This is a genomic window from Congregibacter variabilis (genome assembly GCF_045689235.1).
GTDB lineage: Bacteria > Pseudomonadota > Gammaproteobacteria > Pseudomonadales > Halieaceae > Congregibacter > Congregibacter variabilis.
In genome coordinates this window covers 1,083,171-1,102,712 of sequence record NZ_CP136864.1, presented here as the reverse complement: position 1 = coordinate 1,102,712, position 19,542 = coordinate 1,083,171, and the positions used below count along the sequence as shown (strand labels likewise).

The window sequence follows — 19,542 nt, the reverse complement described above, 5'->3', positions numbered from 1 at the left end:
AACGCCCTGTCGGGTCACTATATTGACTGTAGCCGTGGCCGCTCTGCGCTGGCATGATCCGCTACCCCCGCGGCAAACGCCGATCGGGGAATGGCAATCCAGACAGGGAATTGTTTGCGCGCCTTGTTCTGCAACTATTAAAGGAAAAGAGAAATGCTGAATCACCTAATGATCGGGTCAAGTGATATTGAGGCAACAAAAAGCTTCTATAACGCGGTGCTTGGCGTGTTGGGCGCTGGAGATCCTATTGAGCACACCAATGGGACAGGACAAAAGCGTCTGTTTTATATCCATGACGGCACGACTTTCGGGATTAGCGAACCGATTAATGGTCAGCCCGTAACTACCGCTAATGGTTCAACTATCGGTTTTCTGTGCAACTCTCCGGAGCAGGTGGTAGAGCTCCACGAGGTTGCTATCGCCAATGGCGCCACGGCGGTAGAAGACCCTCCTGGCCCGCGCGATGGCACTATGGGTGTCATGCATTTGTGCTATTTCCTGGACCCTGATGGCCACAAGATCTGCGGCATTCATCGCCCAGCCTGAGTCCTGCTTATCAGTCGTGGGATTCGCAGCAGCGCCTGCTGCGCTTCCCGCGGGCTTTTAGTCACCACATGAGATCGTCGGGGATCTCGTAGTCTTTGTACCAGTCGCGTTCTTCTCCCTCTAAAGCATCTCCCGTATCTTGCGCGCAGAAGATTACACGCTGAGCGTCGCGTTCCGCGATTTTATGGGCGACCTCAGCAGGGATGATCTCGAAGTGATCCGCGATCTGGGCAATGGCAACCTTGCCGGCGGCTAACAGCTTTTGTTGCAGGCTTGTGACATAGAGTTTCTTGATTTTTTGCTCGTAGCTAAAGTTGAAGCCAATCTCGCCTCCGCGGCGATCTAACTTGTTGTTTTCGATTAACTGTACGATCTGCGCTTCGATGGCTTTGCGCTGGGCTTGGGCATTTCGAGCCTCATTGAGCTGTTTGTCCCGGGCGATTTTTTCATCGCGAGCCTGCTGTGCTGCCAGCTTTACCTCATCCACTACCTCGGTGCGGGACTTATGCGCCGTCCGCTGTTTCTTGCGCTTTTCTTTATCGAGTTTTTTTGCTTTTTTGGCGTCGCTCAAACCTGCGTTGAGCAGCTGATCCTGGAGAGATCCAGCCATAACTATCTCCTTGAGAGGGCGCGCTGCAAAAAGGCTGATCGCGGCAACGCAGGAGCGAAAATACCGTCAGTAGCGGTGTTTTACAAATAATCAAAGTACGCAGCATCACAGTGACCGATGAAAGAGTAATATTGCGGTCTTCGTCGCCCGTCCTCCCTCAGGAGGTCCGGGCAATCGCTCATGCATCAGCAGAGAAGGGAATAGGAATGTCCGCACAGATTATTCTTCCTCGCGTACTTCAGGTTGGCGCCGGAGCCAGTCAGATGGTGGGCACAGTGGTCAAAGACCTGGAATGCCAGAGGCCGCTCATCGTCACAGATAAGATGATGGTCGAGTTGGGTTACGTTGCACGGATTCAGGAAAGCCTGCGGGAGCAGGCTATAGCATCAGATGTTTTTGATGACACGGTGCCTGAACCTACCGTGGGCTCTATCGAGGCGGGGGTAACTGCGGTGCGCGAGGGGAACTACGACTGCATCATCGCCCTGGGTGGTGGTAGTCCCATCGATAGTGCCAAGGCCATTGGTATCTTGGGGAAATACGGCGGTGTGATGCGGGACTATAAGTTTCCGCGTCTGGTTAGCGAACCAGGGCTTCCCATCATTGCCATTCCGACAACCGCTGGAACAGGCTCGGAGGCGACTCGTTTTACGATTATCACAGACGAATCCAACGACGAAAAAATGCTCTGCTCTGGCAGTGCCTTTATGCCTACTGTCGCTCTGGTGGATTACGAGCTGACACTCAGTCTGCCGCCGCGTACTACAGCGGATACGGGGATCGACGCGCTCACTCATGCCATGGAGGCCTATGTCAGTAAAAAAGCGAGCCCCTACAGCGATACCCAGGCCATCGCTGCCATGCGACTTTTGGGGCCAAAGCTGCGCCGTGTGTTTCACGACGGAAGTGATCGCGAGGCGCGGGAGGCCATGATGCTGGGCTCTACCCTGGCGGGCGTCGCGTTTTCTAACGCGTCGGTAGCTTTGGTGCACGGTATGAGTCGGCCTATCGGTGCTTTTTATCATGTCCCACACGGGCTATCGAACGCTATGCTATTGCCTGCGGTCACGGAGTTTTCAATCCCATCCTGCCAGAAACGTTATGCAGACTGTGCCCGCGCTATGGGCGTCGCTGAGCCAGCAGATGATGACGATGCGGCGAACCGCAAGCTGATGAGCGAGCTCTACGCACTGAACAGTGAGTTGAGTGTTCCTACACCAGAGGAGTTCGGTATTGATCGGGAACATTTTCTAGGGAATATGGAGCTTATGGCCGAACAGGCTTTGGCCTCGGGCTCGCCGGGCAACAATCCTCGGGTGCCCAGCAAAGGCGAAATTGTTGAAATCTACGCAAAACTCTGGTGAATAGCCCCGGAGAATCGCAGTCCACGCCAGTCAGGGGCTACTTTGGGTCATATATTGGTTTAAAGCGTCAGCAGTAAGTGGTGTCGGGTAGCAGCCATGGCTTAGAATTGCGCTTTTGTGCGCGATGATTTGTCGCGCTCATCCTGCCAATGGGAGCTTGAACGTGGGCGATAGGATAAAAGTCGAAAAACCCCTGGTAATTCTGCACGGTGACGAGATGGCTCAGATCGCTTTTGAGCGAATTCTGGAGCAGTTCGTGAAGTCTCGCCTGGATATTGAGCTGGTTGAAGTGGATTTGTCCGCGGAGCAACGTCTCACCAGCAATGGCCAGGTGGTTCTTGAGGCCATTGATGCGCTCAAGGAGCACGGCATCGGCATAAAGAACGCGGGTATGACGGTGAATCGCAGTCAGCTTGACGAAATGCTGGCTAAGTTTCCGCAGGTGCAAGAAGCCCAGCTCGATAAGCTTGCGACTAAATCACCTAACGGCGCCATCCGAAAGGGTATTGGCGGCAACATCACTCGCGAAGACATTGAGTTTCGCAATCTCACCAGCGTCCGTCCTGACTGGGTAAATCGCGATATCGAAGTGGACACCATGGAGAGTGGCGGGCTGGATTTCAGCTACAGCGAACTGTCTGATGCCACGGGTGTTGCAAAAGTCATGTTTGTGGGTAGTAGTGGTGATCCCGTAGAACTGCATCGTCGCACCCTGAAAAAGGGTGACCCCTGGATGTTGGCTACCAACGACCTGGATGATGTCAAAGCCTGGGCGCATCGATTTTTTCAGCGTGCCCTTGATGAAAAGCGTGACATCTATTTGGGACTGAAGGATACAGTGGTGCCGGGATACGATGGCGTAATGCGCGCCGCCATCGAGGAGATTTACGCTAGCGACTATCGCGACAAAGTCGAAGCTGCCGGTCTGAAGTATCACTACGAGCTTATCGACGCGCAGGCTGCCCGTATTGTCTCCAATCCTCCCCAGCGTGCGCTATGGGGTGTGCCTGACAATGTTAGTGGCATGAAGCTGTATAAGCTTGTTCAGCAGCTGAAGCATTACGGACTCCCGGAGCGCAAAGCCAATGTCTCCATATCCAGAATGAGCGCTGGCGGCGGTGATCAGTACGGCAGTTACAACACGCCTGCGCCGGAAGACGGCATCATCAAAGTGATTATGGATGGAGAAGAAAAGCACGCCCGGACCGTCAAAAGTAACGACCCCATACTGTTTATGTCTAACGATCGTGAGTCGATCAAGGACTGGGTCACGCAGGTGTTCCGTGACGCGGCTCTTTACAAAAAAGAAGTGTACTTTGGACTGAAGCGCGAATTCGTGAACTACGATGAGGTCTACAGCTCAATTATTCTTGAGATTCGTAAAGAGCTTGCCGCGCTGGATACGCCTCCACCATCGTTCATGATTATGCGTCCATCGCGACAGCTCAGTAAAATGATCTGTGATCCACCACGCTGGGGCTTGTATCCAGCACAGAACCTCGACGGCGATATTTTTTCGGATATCTCCGCAGCGCTCGGCGGCAGTCTGGCTACGGCCAGCTCTGTGATAAAAAGCAAAGACGGCACTTTGCTGTTTGAGGCGCCCCATGGCACGGCTCACGATCTTTATCTTCGATATCTTGAAACCGACGGTAAAGAAGCCAATTTTAATTCCTCGGCGTTGATCTTTGCGGTGGCAAACGCGTTAGAAGAGCTCGCTCGGCGAGAGAGCAACGAGCCCTTGGCTACATACGCAGAGGCTCTCAAAGCCGCGCTTATAGAAACTGTCGCTCAGTGCACCATCACCGGTGATCTCAAGGGTAAAACCCTGACTCCCGAGTCGGAAACGGTCGTAGATATGTACGGCTTTCTCGATGCCATCGAAGGAAATCTGACGATCTCATGAAAACGCTGTTCTTAAGTCTTTTGGCGGCGACGCTGATTGGCTGCTCTGTGCCTCCTGCGCAGGAATTGGTCCATACGCAGCTATCTACTGAAAGCGGAAGTGTTATTGGAGTTGCCAGTGAGCATCCGGTGGTGCGCTGGCTGGATATTCCCTACGCTCAGCCGCCGGAAGCTGACTTGCGTTGGCGAGCGCCGCAGCGCCTGGCGGTTAGTGAAGAAAGGATAAGCGCCGCAAAAAGTCCCATCTTGTGTCCCCAGGAGGCGGGGGAAACCTCGGGGATCGTCACCGGAGGTATTATCGGCAGCGAGGATTGCCTCTACCTGGATGTGACGGCCCCCATTGACTACGGCAATCAAAGCTATCCCGTGATGTTTTGGATTCACGGCGGGGCAAACACCTCAGGTCACAAAGGAACCTATGATTTTTCTGCATTGGCCGCAAAAGAAAAAGTTGTGGTGGTTACCATTAATTATCGTTTGGGACCCCTGGGGTGGTTTACGCATCCTGCATTGAAGGAGTCTGCCGAAGACCTTGATGCCAGTGGTAATTATGGGACCCTGGATATCATCGCTGCACTTGAGTGGACCCAGCGCAATATTGCGACCTTTGGTGGTGACCCTGACAACGTGACTATCTTTGGAGAGAGCGCTGGAGGACGTAATGTCTACAGCATGCTTGCGTCGCCTCTGTCCGAGGGTTTGTTCCACAAGGCTATTGCCCAGTCACCGACCTTACAAAGCTACTCGCGACAGCAGGCATATAACGAAGAAAAAGAGTACCCGCAGCTTAGCCGGGGCTCCTGGGAAGTTGTGGCCAACTTGGGTATGGATAACGCGAGCGTTACCTCAGAGGAGCTACGTGCCACCTCAGCTGAAGTGCTACTTGGCGAGTATTTTGCGATTTATAAAGATCATGCCGAGCCGTTGATCGTCAATGACGGGCAGGTGATCCCCCGGGAAGGCTTGATTGCCGCGCTGGGAGACGCACGCTACGCTAAAAACGTGCCCGTAATGGCAGGATCAAACCGCGATGAGGTGAGCTTATGGCTGGGCTTGAGTCGCTATTTTGTTGACGCCAATTCATTGTTTGGAGTCTTGCCGCCAAAAATTCGGGTGCGTGATCCCGAGTTGTTCAAGTACTGGATCAGTCAGCGAGGGCGTGGCTGGAAGGCGCGAGGCGTGGATGCGCCGCTGCTAAGCCTGGAGTCCGCAGGCTACCAGGATCTCTATGCTTATCGGTTTGACTGGGATGAGCAGGCCGACAATTGGTTTGTACCGTTTTCGAAGGTTCTTGGTGCGGCGCACGCCAGCGAAATCGCCTTTGTTATGGGCGCGCCCATGTATGGATCCGTAGGGGAGTATATGTACCCGGATACAAGTTCTGCTCAGGCGATGACCGATATCATGATGGCCGCTTGGGGGCAGTTCGCGCGGATCGGTTCTCCGGGTAGCGTAAAGGGTATTTCCTGGCCGAAGTTTGCTTCAGGAACTCCTGACGTTATGGTGCTTGATTCGGGCGAAGATGAACCGAGAATCGTAACGGATAGCCCGGGTCTGGATGGTTTGCTCAGCGAAGTTGCCAGTACCCCCTCAAGGCTCAGTGATACAGAGACATGTATGCTCGTGTGGGAGTTGGTCACGACGGTTGGGGATGCAGCTTATGGCGACTACCAACAATGGCAGGATGGTCGCTGTGCATCGCTGGACGTCCCCAGGGAGAAGGCGGCGGTGCGTGAAGCCCTAACCGAAGAGTATGGGTCGCCGGATTTGTTCTGAGGCCCTGGTGTCTGCGGGGGCGATCAAGTCAGGACAAACATTATTCGCTGTAGGGGCCAATTAACGCCATACTCATGGCCGTTAAGGTATACCTGACAAGGAAGGCTCCCCGTGATACTCCAGATCGCTGTTCACTTGCACTACGCTGTACAGGCCGAGACAGATATTATTCTGCAAATTACCGTGCCCAGCTTTGCTGACCAGCGAGTCATCAGCGAAGAAGTGCTGTTAAGCGATTCTCTGTACAGCTCGTCTGTTCTGGGTGAAGAACGGTTTGGAGAGCGCCGACTTTTGCACATTAATAAAGACTTTGAGTGTCACTACAAGGCCTGCATCGATATCGATCGCCCCTTGTTAGATATTCAACCGCTCTGTGCAGTGGCTCCCCATAGGCTTCCCAATGATGCCCTTCGTTATCTTATGCCGTCGCGCTATTGCCAATCCGATGAACTGCAAAGTTTTGTGGAATCGGAATTTGGGGATAGTGGTGGTGGTGAACGCATTGTGCGGATCCGCGATTGGATCTTCGAGAATTTTCGCTATTCCTCGGAGGCGAGTAATGGCCAGACCACGGCGGTAGATACCTTTGTGCATCGTCAGGGGGTGTGTCGTGACTTCGCCCATGTTCTCATCGCACTAGCGCGAGCTTCCTCTATCCCTGCTCGCTTCGTCAGTGCCTATGCGCCTTATGTCACTCCACAGGACTTTCATGCGGTTGCAGAGGTGTATCTGGATAATACCTGGCATCTGGTCGATGCCACGGGAATGGCAGCCTCTAATCAAATAGCGCGCATTGGTGTCGGGCTGGACGCCGCCGAAGTGTCGTTCCTTTCGAGTTTTGGACCCATCATGTTCCAGAATCAATCGGTGCGAGTCACCGTGAATGAGTGAGTGCGGTTAAGCGAAGCCTCAGTGCTGGTGCCCGCCCGGCCCATGAACATGCCGATGCGCGACTTCTTCGCTGGAAGCCTCTCTAACTCCTATGATTTCTATATCAAAGACTAAGTTCTGCCCTGCAAGTGGATGATTGGTATCCAGGTCAGCGCTGAACTTCCCCACTTTGATGACGGTCGCCGGGCGTTGGCCTTGCTCCGTACTTACCTGTACCACCATGCCTGGGCGAAGCCGGCCTTTATGGATTAAGTGCTTTACCGGAATGCGTTGCTGCCGCTGGGGGTCGCGCTCGCCATAGGCGTCCGCCGCCTCAAGACTGACTGTAAAAACATCGCCCTCGGTTTTACCGGCCATGCTTCGTTCCAGGCCGGGCATTATGTTGTTTGCGCCGTGAAGGTAGACGCTTGGCTCGCCGCCCTGGGATGTCTCCAGTTGCTCGTTCTCTGCACTGAGCAGGGTGTAGTGAAAGGTCACTACAGTGTCACGTTCGATGATCATGATGGTCGGTCGTTCCATAGTAAAAAAATGATTAGAGTGGAAAAGAGCGTTTCAAGCAAGCGGTAGCTGAGCGCATCTGCTTTGTTCAGGTGTCGCGATGGTGCAAAATGATTGAGCAGCAAACCGCCACTAAATTTTGCAATGACATCGGGGGTCGATATGGGCCGGACTTATGTTTCCAGCGGCTCTGAATTTGAGTCAAAGATAGGCTATTCCCGCGCCGTAATTGACGGCGATTACGTTTTCGTATCGGGTACCACCGGCTACGATTACCAGACAATGAGCATTTCGGACGATGTCCTTGTCCAGGCCGAGCAGTGTTTTATGAATATCGAACAGGCACTTGCAGAGGCTGGCAGCAGCTTACACGACGTTGTACGAGTTCATTACATTTTTCCCAACAAGCATGATTTTGAGCCCTGTTGGCCGGTACTACAGAAGTACCTGGGTGCGGTGAGGCCTGCTGCAACGATGTTTGAAGCGGGGCTTCTGGACGAGAAAATGAAACTGGAGATCGAAGTGACGGCGCGAGTACGTGCGTAGCAATTCGCATCTGTCTCGTGGCTAAGGCGAGTGGCAAGTAAGTGGAGATAAGACTGGATGATTTGTCAGATCCCAGGATTGAGGCTTTCCTCGAGGAACACCTTGAGGATATGCGATCGGTGTCGCCGCCGGAAAGTAAGCACGCTCTTGATTTGGCAGGATTGAAGAGTCCTCAGGTTTCTTTTTGGTCTATGTGGGACGAGCAGGTCTTAGTCGCCTGTGGTGCACTGAAGTATCTTGATGACGCCCATGCAGAAGTAAAGTCCATGCGCGTGTCTACCGCGCGAAGGGGGCAGGGCTTGGCCTCGCAGTTACTGAGTCATATGTTGGAGGAGGCCGTCTCTCGTGGTTACCAGCGGGTCAGCCTGGAGACCGGCTCTATGGAGTTTTTTGAGCCTGCGCGGGTTCTCTACAAAAGCTTTGGCTTTCGATACTGTGCCCCGTTTGCGAATTACACAGAAGACCCCCATAGCGTGTTTATGTCGTTGGATCTCTCGGCTTGAATGTAATGTTGGAATGTAGATGCATCGACACAGTTCACCGCTATCCATCGGCACGCCTATGTTAAAATTGCGAACTCTGATGCAGTACATTAAGCGGAGCCTTTTTGAAAACGAGCGCTAAAAAAAACAAGCTTGCTCCCTTGAAATCTTCCACGGATGGTCGTCGTAAGCGCAGTGAGCGGAGCCGTCACGCGATTATTAGTGCGAGCCTGGAACTGATAGAGGAGGGCGTGTTGGTGCCTACGGCTCAGCAGATTTCCGAGCGAGCGGGTGTGGGAATCCGTTCATTCTTCCGGCATTTCGCTGACATGGAGTCCTTGTTTGAGGCGGTTGATGCTGAGGGACGAGAGCACGTGAAAGCCTTGTTTGTAGGCGGTGATCGTAATGGTTCGCTGGCGGAGAGGGTTTTGCACGCGGTGGAGCGTCGAGCTGCTGGATATGAAGACCAAAAGAATATCATCCTGACTACGGCTGCGCAGAGCTGGCGCTACGAGATGCTCCGTAAGCGATACGCACATTATCAGCGTAATTTGCGTAAGGATCTGAAGGATTGGCTGCCCGAGCTTAAAGAGTTAGGCGCGGCTGAGCGCGAGGCTGTTGATGCGGTGGCTTCTGCCGAAATGTGGCTCCGGCTGCGCAATCAGCAGGGCCTTAGCAAGAAGCAATCGATCGAGGTCGTTGTGAACATGGTAGAACGCTTAATGCAGCAGTAGAGTCCCTGGCAAGCTGACCCTCTGCACTCTGGTTGCTCTGGCATCACTTTTTATGGCATTATTTATGCCAATTAGTGGTTCGTTCAAGATGCCCAAGCTGTGCTGGCTTCTTAAAGGAGTGGTCCGCATGATAAAGAAAGCTGTAATCACCTTTTTCGGCGTAGTGCTCGTCGCTGTTGTGGTCGCCTGGATCAATCGCATCGACCTGATGTTGGCTCTGGTGAAATACAGATCCAGCGGGGAGTATGTGGTGGGCGCAAACCGCGTTATCGCCTGGGACCAGGGGCCGGCGGTGCCGATGAATTCGGCGACGGAACGTCCTCCCAACATTATTCTGATCCTTGCTGACGATCTGGGCATCAACGACATCTCTACTTTCGGTGGTGGCGTTGCGGGCGGCCGGGTGCAAACACCTAATATTGATCAGCTTGCGGCCCAGGGGGCGATTTTTACCCAGGCTTATGCGGGCAACGCCACCTGCGCGCCTTCGCGGGCCATGATAATGACAGGTCGTTACCCTACCCGTACCGGCTTCGAATTTACGCCAACGCCGGCGGGTATGGGGCCAATGGTCTCAATGATCTCTCGCAGCTTGAGCAATGGCTTACCGCCTGGACGCTTTGACGCAGTCTCAAGCGAAGCGGCACTGCCCTATGAGCTGCAGGGCCTGCCGGGTGATGAGATTACCGTGGCGGAAGTTCTTAGGGAAAAGGGTTATCACACGGCGCATATTGGTAAGTGGCATCTAGGCAGGGCAGAGGGCTCCAGACCCAATGATCAGGGTTTTGACGAGAGCCTGTTGATGGCCAGCGGCCTCTACTTACCCGAAGACGATCCTAATGTAGTCAATGCCCGCTTGGATTTTGATCCTATCGACCAATTTTTGTGGGCTCGGCTGAACTACGCGGCCTCATACAACAATGCAGGTGATGATCGTTTTGAGCCCGGTGGCTACCTCACGGACTACTGGACCGATGAGTCGATCAAGGTCATCAAAGCGAACCGCAACCGTCCGTTTTTTTTGTACCTTGCTCACTGGGGCGCTCATACACCTTTGCAGGCAACCCGAGAAGACTACGACGCTGTGGGCGATATTCAGCCACATCGTCTGCGGGTCTATGCGGCTATGATTCGTGCCCTGGATCGAAGCGTTGGCCGAATAATGGCCACACTGGAAGAGCAGGGACTGGCTGAAAACACGATGCTGGTGTTTAGCAGCGACAACGGTGGAGCAGGATATGTTGGTCTACCGGAGATTAATGCGCCTTATCGCGGATGGAAGCTAACGAACTTCGAGGGAGGCCTGCGTGTGCCAATGCTGGTCAAATGGCCCGCGCGCATTTCTGGGGGAACTTTGGTGGACAAGCCGGTTGCGCATATTGATGTGATGCCAACCATTGCAGCTGCGGCACAGGCCGATACTCCTCCGGGCGTGCCTATTGATGGGTTGAGTCTTTTGCCACTTGCAACGCGAGATGGCTCCGAAAGTTGGTCCCGTGAAACCCTGTTTTGGCAAAGCGGTTATTACCGCGCAGTGCGTCATGGCGACTGGAAACTTCAGGTCTCTGAGAGCCCTGCGAAAAACTGGCTCTACAACTTGGCCGACGACCCCAGCGAGTGGCGCAACCTGGCTGGATCTCATCCCGAGAAATTGGCCGAACTCGAGGCACTGCTAGATAAACATCAGGCATCAGCGAGAGCCCCATTGTATCCCTTCGTTGCAGAGTTGCCGGTAGCGGTTGATAAGACGCTAGCCGAGACTTTCAAAGAGGGCGATGAGTACATTTACTGGCCTAATTAATAACTTGGGTCACGCCCTGTGAGGATCCGCATAAGCGATGAACCACCTTTCAGATCCCATTAGAGGAATCACCATTCAATGAATAAAAGGCTTTTGACGGCCCTGGCAGTGATAGCTGTTCTGGCGGGCATATTTGCTTTGGCGCTGCCGACTATTTTGCACAAGGCAGGTCTGCATCCCAAGTACACTGGCGAAACAGCACAGCTTTCTTCTGCCAAACGTGCTCTGGTGATCACCACGAGCCACGGCGTGTTGTCTGCTCCCGGCGAAAGCGACGGAAAGCCCTCGGGGGTGATGGCTTCAGAAATGACGCACCCGTACTACAACTTTTTGGACGCGGGTATGAGAGTTGATGTCGCAAGTGTGAAAGGTGGTGAGATTCCCGTAGATCCTCAGACCCTTCTGTATATGATCAAGACGCCCGAGGACGAGCGGTTTTTGCAGGATCCGATTTTACAGGCCAAGGTAAAGAATTCATTACGCATAGACGATGTGGACTTTACTGTCTATGACATTATTTTTATGGCAGGGGGTTGGGGAGCGGCTTATGATCTTGGCTACTCAAGCGTGTTGGCAAACAAAATATCCCAGGCGTATTACGCGCAGAAGACGCCGGTCATCGGGGGTGTATGTCACGGTGTTCTCGGATTGATCAATGCTAAGGATCTTCAAGGCAATACCCTCATCGCAGGGCGTCGAATGACAGGGGTTTCAGATAAGCAAGTGGAAGAGCTCGGTATTGCAATTACACCCTTGCATCCGGAGACGGAGCTGCGAAAGGCTGGGGCTATCTACGAGAGTAAAACCGCCTTTCGCGACTTTTTTGCGACCCATGTGGTGGTTGATGATGAGCAGCGTTTTGTTACGGGGCAGAACCAGAATTCAGGTCATGAAACGGCGCAAAGAATGATGGCGATTATCGCAGATAGGACGTAGTGAATGAGTGAGTTAGTGACTGTGAAATAGTGGGCGCAGGCTGTGCCCGATAAAGGTTTACTCCTTTATCGGTTCCTAACACGGCACTTTGTGCCAATAACAAACAGTGCCCTGGAGGTGTCTATGAATAAGATTTTGCGTCTGCTGGTGGCGTTGCCCGGAGTTTTGTTTGTTGTTACGGGGCTTCGCTGGTTGGTCGATCCATCTGCAGCTGCGACACAGTTTGCTATGCCTCTGCTTGACGGCCTGGGTCGTAGTTCCCAGATCGGCGATCTGTCCGGCTTCTTTTTGACGCTGGGTATGGTCATTCTCATCGCGCTTATAACCGGGAAGCGCGTCTGGTATTACCCGGCAATCATGCTATTGGGGTTTACGCTGCTCGGGCGTATTCTGGCGTGGTTGGTTCACGATGCGACCCTGGCAATAGAGATGATTGCTGTGGAGTTTGTAGTTGCCTGTCTGTTGTTGTTTGCTTCGCGCAAGCTGGCTGAACGGGGGTAATCGATAGTGCCATTGCGCAAATCACGCGCCCTTGGGAAGCTTGCCTTTGGGGCCGCTGTCTTAACGCTCCTTTGTCAGTCAAGCTTTGGGCAGGATGTTGGATCGACACGCAAGACAGAGTTACTTGTCTCGGCAAAAGACTCGTTCCAGCGGCCCAATGTTATTTTGATCTTGGCGGATGATTTAGGGTTTAGCGATCTGGCCTCTTACGGAAGCGAGATCAACACTCCCAGCTTGTCTGCATTGGCCGCCGCTGGGGTTAGCTTCAGCAATTACCACACAGCCGCTAGTTGCGCGCCTTCTCGTGCCATGTTGCTGACCGGGGTAGATAGCCATCGGGCAGGCGTGCCGAATATCCCGGAAATGATTCCCCCTCAGCAACGGCAGCACTCTCACTATCAGGGAGTTCTTGGCCGTAATGTCGTAACGATCGCTTCGCTGTTACAAGATTCTGGTTATCACACCTACATGGCAGGGAAGTGGCATTTGGGTATGACGCCGGATCTCTTGCCCTATAGCCGAGGTTTCGAGCGCACGGTTTCTATGGCGGATTCTGGGGCTGATAACTGGGAGCAGAAACCCTATCTGCCTATCTACGATAAGGCCAATTGGTTTGCGGATGGGGAGAGATTCGACTTGCCCGACGACTTCTATTCTTCGCGTTTTCTTATTGATAAGACCATTGAATTTATTGACGGCAATACGGGCGATGGACAGCCTTTCTTTGCCTATGTTCCCTTTCAGGCTGTGCACATGCCGGTGCAGGCACCGCAAGAGTTTATCGATCGCTATATGGGTGTCTATGATCAGGGTTGGGAGGTTTTACGCCAGGGGCGACATACGCGGGCCATGGACCTCGGCGTGATTCCTCAGGGGTCGACTAGGGTGACTATGTCTACTACTGAGGACTGGGACGCTCTTTCACAGGCCGAAAAACGTTATCAGGCAAAACGCATGGCGGTATACGCCGCTATGGTAGAGGCGATGGATCATCATATCGGTCGCTTGCTGGCGTACCTCAAAACCACTGGGCAATATGACAATACCGTGTTCATCTTTACCTCGGACAACGGCAGCGAAGCCAGTGGCTCGGTTGATCCTGACAATGCTTTAACGCGCTTTGCGCTGGCTCGCCAAGGGTACACCAACGAATACGACACCCTGGGTTTAAAAGGTAGTTTCAACAGTTTGCCGCCGAGCTTTAGCAGTGCCTCGGTATCCCCCTTGGCCTTCTACAAGTTTTACTCTGGCGAGGGGGGCATGCGCGTACCGCTTGTCGTCGCTGGTGCCGGGATAGAGAAACAAGAGGGCTTCTCCAATGCGCTCACCTACGTCACAGACATTGCGCCGACTGTTCTAGATCTGACGGGAGTGGCAGAACCGGGAGGTCGCTATGGTGGTCGTGTTGTTGAACCGATGATTGGACGGACTCTTTTGCCACTGCTGCGCGGCGATGTCGCGCGTGTGCATCCCGATAGCGAGGCCATAGGCTACGAACTGGCCGGTAATGCAGCGCTGTTTCGGGGTGACTACAAGATCGTTATCAACCGCGGACCGCTGGGTGACAATCAATGGCATTTGTTCAACATCGTTACGGATCCCGGCGAAGCTCAGGACCTCGCCGGCAAGATGCCCGGTCTGTTGCAGGATATGCTGAGTGAGTATCAAAGCTATGTAGCAGATAACGGGGTGCTGCCGGTATTGCCAAACTATAACGATCGCCGGCAGGTTGCCATCAACGGTTTGCAAGACAGATTTGGTCGGCAGATTCTCCTGGCCTTGTTATCTGTGTTGGTGCTGCTGCCTTTTTTTATTGCCTATCGACTGCGCTATCGACGCTGAATCGCAGTGATCCCTTACAGACTCTTACGGCTATGAATGATGTCCTTTGAGCCGGTCGGTAGCGAGAAGGTCGTTCCGTCGCGGCCAACGGTATAATTGGGAAAAACCGCATCTGCGCCGTTTAAAAACAGCGTTTCCTGACCCGGAAACATGATCGGCGGCACGATGTGGTAGTACAGCAGGTGGCCCACCTTTGCGTCGCGTGCCGTCTCGGCCGCTTCTATGGGGCTGGTGTGATAGTCCAAAACATCGTGAGTAATTTTGGCTAATACCGCATTTCCCGATTTTTCGGCTGCATCGTGCATCATGTTGAGCAGATTGGGCGCCAGTGCCTCATGTACCAGCAGATCGACTCCCTGGGAAAACTGCTGAATGTTGTCTTGTTTTGTCGTGTCGCCGCTTATGAGCAGTGAGCGGTCCTTGTAGGTAAAGCGATAGCCAACCGCTGGTTTGATGGGTGCGTGGTCTACCGTCAATGCTTCAATTTTAAGGTCGCCCTCATCAATCAATGTTGTGAGCGTTCCCATGGCCGGCGCAGCAAAGGGCCTCGCCGTCATTCCGGCTCCGCTTCGAGGCGCCACGGTGTCGCCGTGGTGTGCGTGTCGATAATTCTCGTCCAGTGCATAGGCCATGTTAAAGCCGTCCACGACCTGGGTGACGCCCAAAGGGCCGAACACCGGAAGGGCCGCGGTGTTAGCAGCGCTGACCCAGCGTATGGTGGCTAGTTCGCCCAGGCCGTCAATGTGGTCCGAGTGGAAGTGCGTGAGGAACACCGCCTCTATGGAGCCCGCTGCGTATCCCATGCGACCTAAATTACGCAGACCGTCGGTCCCGGCATCGACAATAAAGAGGCGTTTGCCGGCGACGACGGCGACACAGGGGCCAGAGGCATTGGGCGCGGGCATGGGGCCGCCGGCGCCGCAGAGAGCCAAATGCAAGCCGTCGTCAAAACTGTCGACGATATCGGTTCCCAGTCGAGTTTCAAGCCCCTTTGCCATGATGCGCTCGGCGATCACCGCACGTTGGAGATATACACCGACACCCACTAGTGCAGCGACGGATAGAATGACGAGTAGTTTTTTCACGGTGTCTCCATTGTTAGTTCAATTCTTGCTATTGAGAATCGCTGTAAACGTCGCACACCATCGGTGCATTTGCCAGGCCTTTGACAGTCAGAGTTAATTAGTGACACTATCTGTGCCAATAAATTCTAACGCACGATACTAAAGCAATTCTAGACCTAAGAGGGACTAACTGATGGATTTTTTACGCACCCCGGAAGAGCGATTCGAGAATCTTCCTGACTATCCGTTTGCGCCGCAGTATCAACTGATCCCAGCCGGAGACGGTGATGAGCTACGCATGCATTACCTTGATGAGGGCCCGTCGGATGGGCAGGTTGTATTGCTCATGCACGGCCAGCCCAGTTGGTCCTATTTGTACCGCAAAATGATTCCGTTGTTTGTCGAAGGTGGTTATCGCGTGATAGCACCTGACCTGATTGGTTTTGGAAAGTCAGATAAGCCCACGCAGCGCGATGACTATAGCTATGCCAATCATGTGGCCTGGATTAAATCGTTTCTCGATGCACTGGATCTGAGCGGTATTACTCTTTTCTGTCAGGACTGGGGTGGCCTAATTGGTTTGCGTGCTGCGGCGGAAAACAGTGAGCGCTTTTCGCGAATTGTTGTGGCAAACACAGGCCTGCCTGATTCCAAGGGCGTTGCCGACGGAGACGTAGCAGACATTTGCAAGGCTATGGAAGCGTATTACCAAACCGTACCCGTACACGCCAATGCACTTGAAATGGCAATGGGGATGGGTGGCGATGAGTCGGCCATGAAGTTCATGCATTGGCAAAAGTTCTGCGCTGAGTCCGAGGGGTTTCGCCCAGAGGAGGTGATGGTCTTGATGCTTTCTTTGTCTGACGAAGAAAAAGCCGCCTATGCAGCGCCGTTTCCTGATGAGTCCTACCTTGCTGGCGCGCGGCAGTTTCCAACCCTAGTGCCCATAAGACCTGACAATCCGGCAACACAGGCTAACCGGGCGGCGTGGTCGGTTTTTGAGCAATGGGCGAAGCCCTTGCTCACCGCGTTTTCTGACTCTGATCCAATTACGGAGGGTGCCGAAGTGCGTTTTCAGCAATCCGTACCCGGTGCGCAGGGGCAGCCTCACGTGACGATTGTCGGTGCAGGCCATTTTCTTCAGGAGCAGGCTGCAGATCAGTTGGCCGAAGTGACGATGAAGTTGATTCGCGATAACCCACTCTGATCGATCTTAATGACTATTGCGCTGACGCAAGCCAGCGTATTTGATTGTCAGTGGTATCGTCAGGTGCATAATGATCAGGTCAGGCTGATTCCGGGCCTTTGTCTCCAAGAAAAAAACTATGATCATCTACGGCGTTGCTCTTCTTTCTGGCTGTCTCTTGATCGGCATGCTCACCGGACAGGTTCTGGGTGAGCTGCTCGGTGTTAGTGCCAATGTCGGCGGGGTCGGCATTGCCATGCTTTTGCTGGTGTTGCTTAGCAACTCAGAGCGCTTTAAATCCCTGACTTGCGGCGCGGCGGGATCCGGTATTCAGTTCTGGAGTGCCATGTACATCCCTATTGTGGTGGCCATGGCTGCCAAGCAGAACGTAGCGGCGGCTGTCGATGGCGGGGTGCTGGCCTTGGTCGCCGGGGTGGCGGCGGTAGTTGTCTCGTTTGCACTGGTACCTATGCTCAGTCGAATCAGGAAACCAGACGCTGCCGATAACGAAGACAGCGGAGCGGATTCCTGATGGACGTCATCGAATCGGTTTTTCTTCGCAATAACTTGATTGCCGCTTTTGCCTTCATTGGTTTAGTGATGTGGGTGTCGTATTTTTTCTCCAACAGGCTTACGGCGGGCCGTATTCACGGGTCTGCAATTGCCATAGCCATCGGCTTGCTGCTCGCCTACTGGGGAGGAGTTAGCAGTGGCGGTCAGTCCGGAGTGGCAGATATTGGGTTGCTAGGGGGTATCGGTCTGCTCGGTGGCGGCATGATGCGTGACTTTGCCATTGTTGCTACCGCCTTTGGTGTGCACCTAAGTGAGCTAAGAAAAGCCGGTTTGGCGGGGGTTATCTCGATTTTTGCCGGGGTGCTTGTATCATTTTTTGTGGGGGCTGTTGTAGCCGTGGCTTTTGGGTACAGCGACGCCGTGTCCATCACTACCATTGGGGCGGGTGCCGTGACTTATATTGTAGGCCCAGTCACGGGAGAGGCCATTGGGGCATCAGACGCGGTAATAACACTGAGCGTTGCCACAGGGTTGGTGAAATCTATTTTGGTAATGGTAGGGACGCCCTTTGTGGCCAAATCCATTGGCTTGGACAATCCACAGTCCGCCATGGTGTTCGGCGGTTTGATGGGCACCACCAGTGGTGTTGCCGCAGGTCTGGCAGCGACTGATGCAAAGCTGGTTCCCTACGGTGCGATGACCGCAACGTTCTATACCGGAATTGGTTGCCTACTCGGGCCATCGTTACTGTTTTTTGTCGTTAGTGCTATTTTTTAGAACAACGCGGCTGTTACCAGTCCTGACATCATTAGAAAAAATTGAGACCGTTAACTTATGTCCCTGTCGTATTTTTCTGAATTGCGTGATGACAACAATAAGATAGCTTTGGTCGAGAGTGACCAGGCCTTTAGCTATGCACAGCTGAATCATCGTGCCAATTGCATCGCTACCGGATTGCTTGCCGGCAGCAGCGATTTAGCGGAAGAGCGAATAGCCTTTTTCTTGCCAGCGAGCATGGACTATGTAGCGACCATGCATGGCGTTTGGCGCGCGGGCGGCATCGCAGTTCCCTTGAATGTTGCCTCTGCGGTCACCGAGTTAGAGCACTACCTTGGCAGTGCCTCAGTGACGCGCCTCATAGCCGGTCCCGAGCACAGAGAGTCGCTTGTTGATCTTTGTGCGCAGCTGAAGATTGAATTGCTCGACGTTACTGATGTGTTAAATGGCGACATTGTGCAGTTGCCAGCGATTGCGCCTGGGCGGCGTGCCATGATTTTGTTTACCAGTGGCACTACCAGTAAACCTAAGGGTGTCGTGAGTACGCACAAAACCATTCAGGCACAGATCAGCACTTTGGTAAAAGCCTGGGCGTGGAGCTCCGACGATGTGATCCCCTTGTTTTTGCCACTGCATCACGTGCATGGCATTATCAATATTCTCAGTTGTGCTTTGGCAGCGGGCGCCAGCGTTCATTTGTATCAGTCCTTTGATATGCCACGCATCACCCGGCAGGTGGCCGCTGGCACCTTCACTGTGTTTATGGCCGTGCCAACGATTTACGTAAAACTCATTCAGTACTTTGAGACGCTGGATGCTGCTGCGCTTGCAGGAATTTGTTCGGGATTTGGGGCAATGCGTTTAAATGTCTCGGGCTCTGCGGCCTGTCCCGAGAGTCTGTTTTATCGCTGGAAGGAGCTAACAGGGCAGGTGCTTTTAGAGCGTTATGGGATGACCGAAATTGGCATGGCGCTGTCTAACCCCTACAACGGCGAGCGCCGCGCGGGGCATGTGGGGCAGCCATTACCCGGCGTCGAGGTGAAGCTATTTGATGAGCACAAGGTAGCGATTACCGACGAGGGGTCCCCCGGGGAGATCCGTGTCAAAGGGGATAGTGTTTTTCTTGAGTACTGGAATAACCCAAGGGCGACACAAGAGAGTTTTGTTGACGGGTGGTTTGCCACCGGTGATGTGGCCGTACTCGACAATGGTTACTACCGCATCATGGGGCGTTCTTCTATCGACATCATCAAGTCCGGAGGCTACAAACTGTCTGCGCTGGAGATTGAAGCGGTATTGCTCACGCATGAGGCGATCGCAGAGGCGGCGGTGCTAGGCGTGCCGGACGATACCTGGGGAGAGTCTGTGCTCGCGGTGGTCGCTCTCAAGGAGGGCGCATCTTTGGCGTACGACGATCTAAAGCATTGGTGCGCTGGAAAAATGTCGTCTTACAAGATCCCCAAAGCGATCAAGATCGTCGATAGTCTTCCGAGAAACGCTATGGGTAAGGTCACCAAGTCGGCACTTCGGGCGCCAGCCTGATCCTGTTGCTGTAAGTAGTGGATGCTCA

19 protein-coding genes are annotated in these 19,542 nt (G+C 53.6%); 16 read left to right on the top strand and 3 right to left on the bottom strand.

Annotated features, from left to right (window positions below):
• The first annotated feature begins 153 nt into the window (after positions 1 to 153).
• Positions 154 to 546 carry a VOC family protein gene (locus tag R0135_RS04970; RefSeq protein WP_407349148.1) on the top strand — a complete coding sequence of 131 codons (393 nt, stop codon included), beginning with the start codon at positions 154 to 156 and terminating at the stop codon, positions 544 to 546.
• Positions 547 to 607: 61 nt separating this feature from the next.
• Here the strand turns inward: R0135_RS04970 and R0135_RS04965 are convergent, their stop codons facing one another.
• Positions 608 to 1,156, bottom strand: coding sequence for a DUF2058 domain-containing protein (locus R0135_RS04965; protein ID WP_407349147.1), 549 nt, complete (start codon positions 1,154 to 1,156; stop codon positions 608 to 610).
• 206 nt (positions 1,157 to 1,362) lie between these two features.
• Between R0135_RS04965 and R0135_RS04960 the strand changes: the two genes are divergently transcribed.
• The 4 genes from R0135_RS04960 to R0135_RS04945 all read left to right on the top strand — a co-directional run bounded on the left by R0135_RS04960 (position 1,363) and on the right by R0135_RS04945 (position 7,092).
• Positions 1,363 to 2,520: an iron-containing alcohol dehydrogenase gene (locus R0135_RS04960; RefSeq protein WP_407349146.1), complete on the top strand. Its 1,158-nt coding sequence runs from the start codon at positions 1,363 to 1,365 to the stop codon at positions 2,518 to 2,520.
• Positions 2,521 to 2,683: 163 nt separating this feature from the next.
• Positions 2,684 to 4,426, top strand: a complete 1,743-nt coding sequence (locus R0135_RS04955; RefSeq protein ID WP_407349145.1) for an isocitrate/isopropylmalate family dehydrogenase — start codon at positions 2,684 to 2,686, stop codon at positions 4,424 to 4,426.
• Positions 4,423 to 6,201 carry a carboxylesterase/lipase family protein gene (locus tag R0135_RS04950; protein WP_407349144.1) on the top strand — a complete coding sequence of 593 codons (1,779 nt, stop codon included), beginning with the start codon at positions 4,423 to 4,425 and terminating at the stop codon, positions 6,199 to 6,201. Before R0135_RS04955 ends, R0135_RS04950 begins: the two co-directional genes overlap by 4 nt.
• A gap of 111 nt (positions 6,202 to 6,312) precedes the next feature.
• Positions 6,313 to 7,092, top strand: a complete 780-nt coding sequence (locus R0135_RS04945; protein ID WP_407349143.1) for a transglutaminase family protein — start codon at positions 6,313 to 6,315, stop codon at positions 7,090 to 7,092.
• A gap of 18 nt (positions 7,093 to 7,110) precedes the next feature.
• Here R0135_RS04945 and R0135_RS04940 read toward each other — a convergent pair whose 3' ends face one another.
• Positions 7,111 to 7,593: a peptidylprolyl isomerase gene (locus R0135_RS04940; RefSeq protein ID WP_407349142.1), complete on the bottom strand. Its 483-nt coding sequence runs from the start codon at positions 7,591 to 7,593 to the stop codon at positions 7,111 to 7,113.
• Between the two features lie 111 nt (positions 7,594 to 7,704).
• Between R0135_RS04940 and R0135_RS04935 the strand changes: the two genes are divergently transcribed.
• The 7 genes from R0135_RS04935 (at position 7,705) to R0135_RS04905 (ending at position 14,432) form a co-directional block, all read left to right on the top strand.
• Complete coding sequence (locus R0135_RS04935; protein ID WP_407349141.1) at positions 7,705 to 8,136, top strand: RidA family protein; 432 nt, start codon at positions 7,705 to 7,707, stop codon at positions 8,134 to 8,136.
• 41 nt (positions 8,137 to 8,177) lie between these two features.
• Complete coding sequence (locus tag R0135_RS04930) at positions 8,178 to 8,639, top strand: GNAT family N-acetyltransferase (RefSeq protein WP_407349140.1); 462 nt, start codon at positions 8,178 to 8,180, stop codon at positions 8,637 to 8,639.
• 140 nt (positions 8,640 to 8,779) lie between these two features.
• The gene (locus R0135_RS04925) at positions 8,780 to 9,352 is read left to right on the top strand and encodes a TetR/AcrR family transcriptional regulator (protein ID WP_407349139.1); all 573 of its coding nucleotides are present in this window, start codon (positions 8,780 to 8,782) and stop codon (positions 9,350 to 9,352) included.
• 127 nt (positions 9,353 to 9,479) lie between these two features.
• The gene (locus tag R0135_RS04920) at positions 9,480 to 11,153 is read left to right on the top strand and encodes a sulfatase (protein ID WP_407349138.1); all 1,674 of its coding nucleotides are present in this window, start codon (positions 9,480 to 9,482) and stop codon (positions 11,151 to 11,153) included.
• A 78-nt stretch (positions 11,154 to 11,231) separates the two neighbouring features.
• Complete coding sequence (locus tag R0135_RS04915) at positions 11,232 to 12,089, top strand: type 1 glutamine amidotransferase domain-containing protein (protein ID WP_407349137.1); 858 nt, start codon at positions 11,232 to 11,234, stop codon at positions 12,087 to 12,089.
• A gap of 123 nt (positions 12,090 to 12,212) precedes the next feature.
• Positions 12,213 to 12,590 carry a hypothetical protein gene (locus R0135_RS04910; protein ID WP_407349136.1) on the top strand — a complete coding sequence of 126 codons (378 nt, stop codon included), beginning with the start codon at positions 12,213 to 12,215 and terminating at the stop codon, positions 12,588 to 12,590.
• Positions 12,591 to 12,602: 12 nt separating this feature from the next.
• Positions 12,603 to 14,432, top strand: a complete 1,830-nt coding sequence (locus tag R0135_RS04905) for an arylsulfatase (protein ID WP_407349135.1) — start codon at positions 12,603 to 12,605, stop codon at positions 14,430 to 14,432.
• 14 nt (positions 14,433 to 14,446) lie between these two features.
• Here R0135_RS04905 and R0135_RS04900 read toward each other — a convergent pair whose 3' ends face one another.
• Positions 14,447 to 15,517 carry an MBL fold metallo-hydrolase gene (locus R0135_RS04900; RefSeq protein ID WP_407349134.1) on the bottom strand — a complete coding sequence of 357 codons (1,071 nt, stop codon included), beginning with the start codon at positions 15,515 to 15,517 and terminating at the stop codon, positions 14,447 to 14,449.
• Positions 15,518 to 15,689: 172 nt separating this feature from the next.
• Between R0135_RS04900 and R0135_RS04895 the strand changes: the two genes are divergently transcribed.
• The 4 genes from R0135_RS04895 (at position 15,690) to R0135_RS04880 (ending at position 19,514) form a co-directional block, all read left to right on the top strand.
• A complete protein-coding gene (locus tag R0135_RS04895) occupies positions 15,690 to 16,703 on the top strand; it encodes a haloalkane dehalogenase (RefSeq protein ID WP_407349133.1) in 1,014 nt (337 codons plus the stop codon).
• Positions 16,704 to 16,821: 118 nt separating this feature from the next.
• On the top strand, positions 16,822 to 17,214 hold the full coding sequence (gene madL, locus R0135_RS04890; RefSeq protein WP_407349132.1) for a malonate transporter subunit MadL: 393 nt from the start codon (positions 16,822 to 16,824) through the stop codon (positions 17,212 to 17,214).
• Positions 17,214 to 17,972, top strand: coding sequence for a malonate transporter subunit MadM (gene madM / locus R0135_RS04885; protein ID WP_407349131.1), 759 nt, complete (start codon positions 17,214 to 17,216; stop codon positions 17,970 to 17,972). Before madL ends, madM begins: the two co-directional genes overlap by 1 nt.
• A 57-nt stretch (positions 17,973 to 18,029) precedes the next feature.
• Positions 18,030 to 19,514, top strand: a complete 1,485-nt coding sequence (locus R0135_RS04880; protein WP_407349130.1) for an acyl-CoA synthetase — start codon at positions 18,030 to 18,032, stop codon at positions 19,512 to 19,514.
• The last annotated feature ends 28 nt before the right edge of the window (positions 19,515 to 19,542 follow it).

What these genes read in the sequence shown, in the direction of transcription:
- R0135_RS04880 (WP_407349130.1), top strand. Translation starts at nt 18,030, where the DNA reads ATGTCCCTGTCGTATTTTTCTGAATTGCGTGATGACAACAATAAGATA.
- R0135_RS04950 (WP_407349144.1), top strand. Translation starts at nt 4,423, where the DNA reads ATGAAAACGCTGTTCTTAAGTCTTTTGGCGGCGACGCTGATTGGCTGC.
- R0135_RS04970 (WP_407349148.1), top strand. Translation starts at nt 154, where the DNA reads ATGCTGAATCACCTAATGATCGGGTCAAGTGATATTGAGGCAACAAAA.
- R0135_RS04915 (WP_407349137.1), top strand. Translation starts at nt 11,232, where the DNA reads ATGAATAAAAGGCTTTTGACGGCCCTGGCAGTGATAGCTGTTCTGGCG.
- madM (WP_407349131.1), top strand. Translation starts at nt 17,214, where the DNA reads ATGGACGTCATCGAATCGGTTTTTCTTCGCAATAACTTGATTGCCGCT.
- R0135_RS04965 (WP_407349147.1), bottom strand. Translation starts at nt 1,156, where the DNA reads ATGGCTGGATCTCTCCAGGATCAGCTGCTCAACGCAGGTTTGAGCGAC.
- R0135_RS04920 (WP_407349138.1), top strand. Translation starts at nt 9,480, where the DNA reads ATGATAAAGAAAGCTGTAATCACCTTTTTCGGCGTAGTGCTCGTCGCT.
- madL (WP_407349132.1), top strand. Translation starts at nt 16,822, where the DNA reads ATGATCATCTACGGCGTTGCTCTTCTTTCTGGCTGTCTCTTGATCGGC.
- R0135_RS04940 (WP_407349142.1), bottom strand. Translation starts at nt 7,593, where the DNA reads ATGATCATCGAACGTGACACTGTAGTGACCTTTCACTACACCCTGCTC.
- R0135_RS04960 (WP_407349146.1), top strand. Translation starts at nt 1,363, where the DNA reads ATGTCCGCACAGATTATTCTTCCTCGCGTACTTCAGGTTGGCGCCGGA.
- R0135_RS04895 (WP_407349133.1), top strand. Translation starts at nt 15,690, where the DNA reads ATGGATTTTTTACGCACCCCGGAAGAGCGATTCGAGAATCTTCCTGAC.
- R0135_RS04910 (WP_407349136.1), top strand. Translation starts at nt 12,213, where the DNA reads ATGAATAAGATTTTGCGTCTGCTGGTGGCGTTGCCCGGAGTTTTGTTT.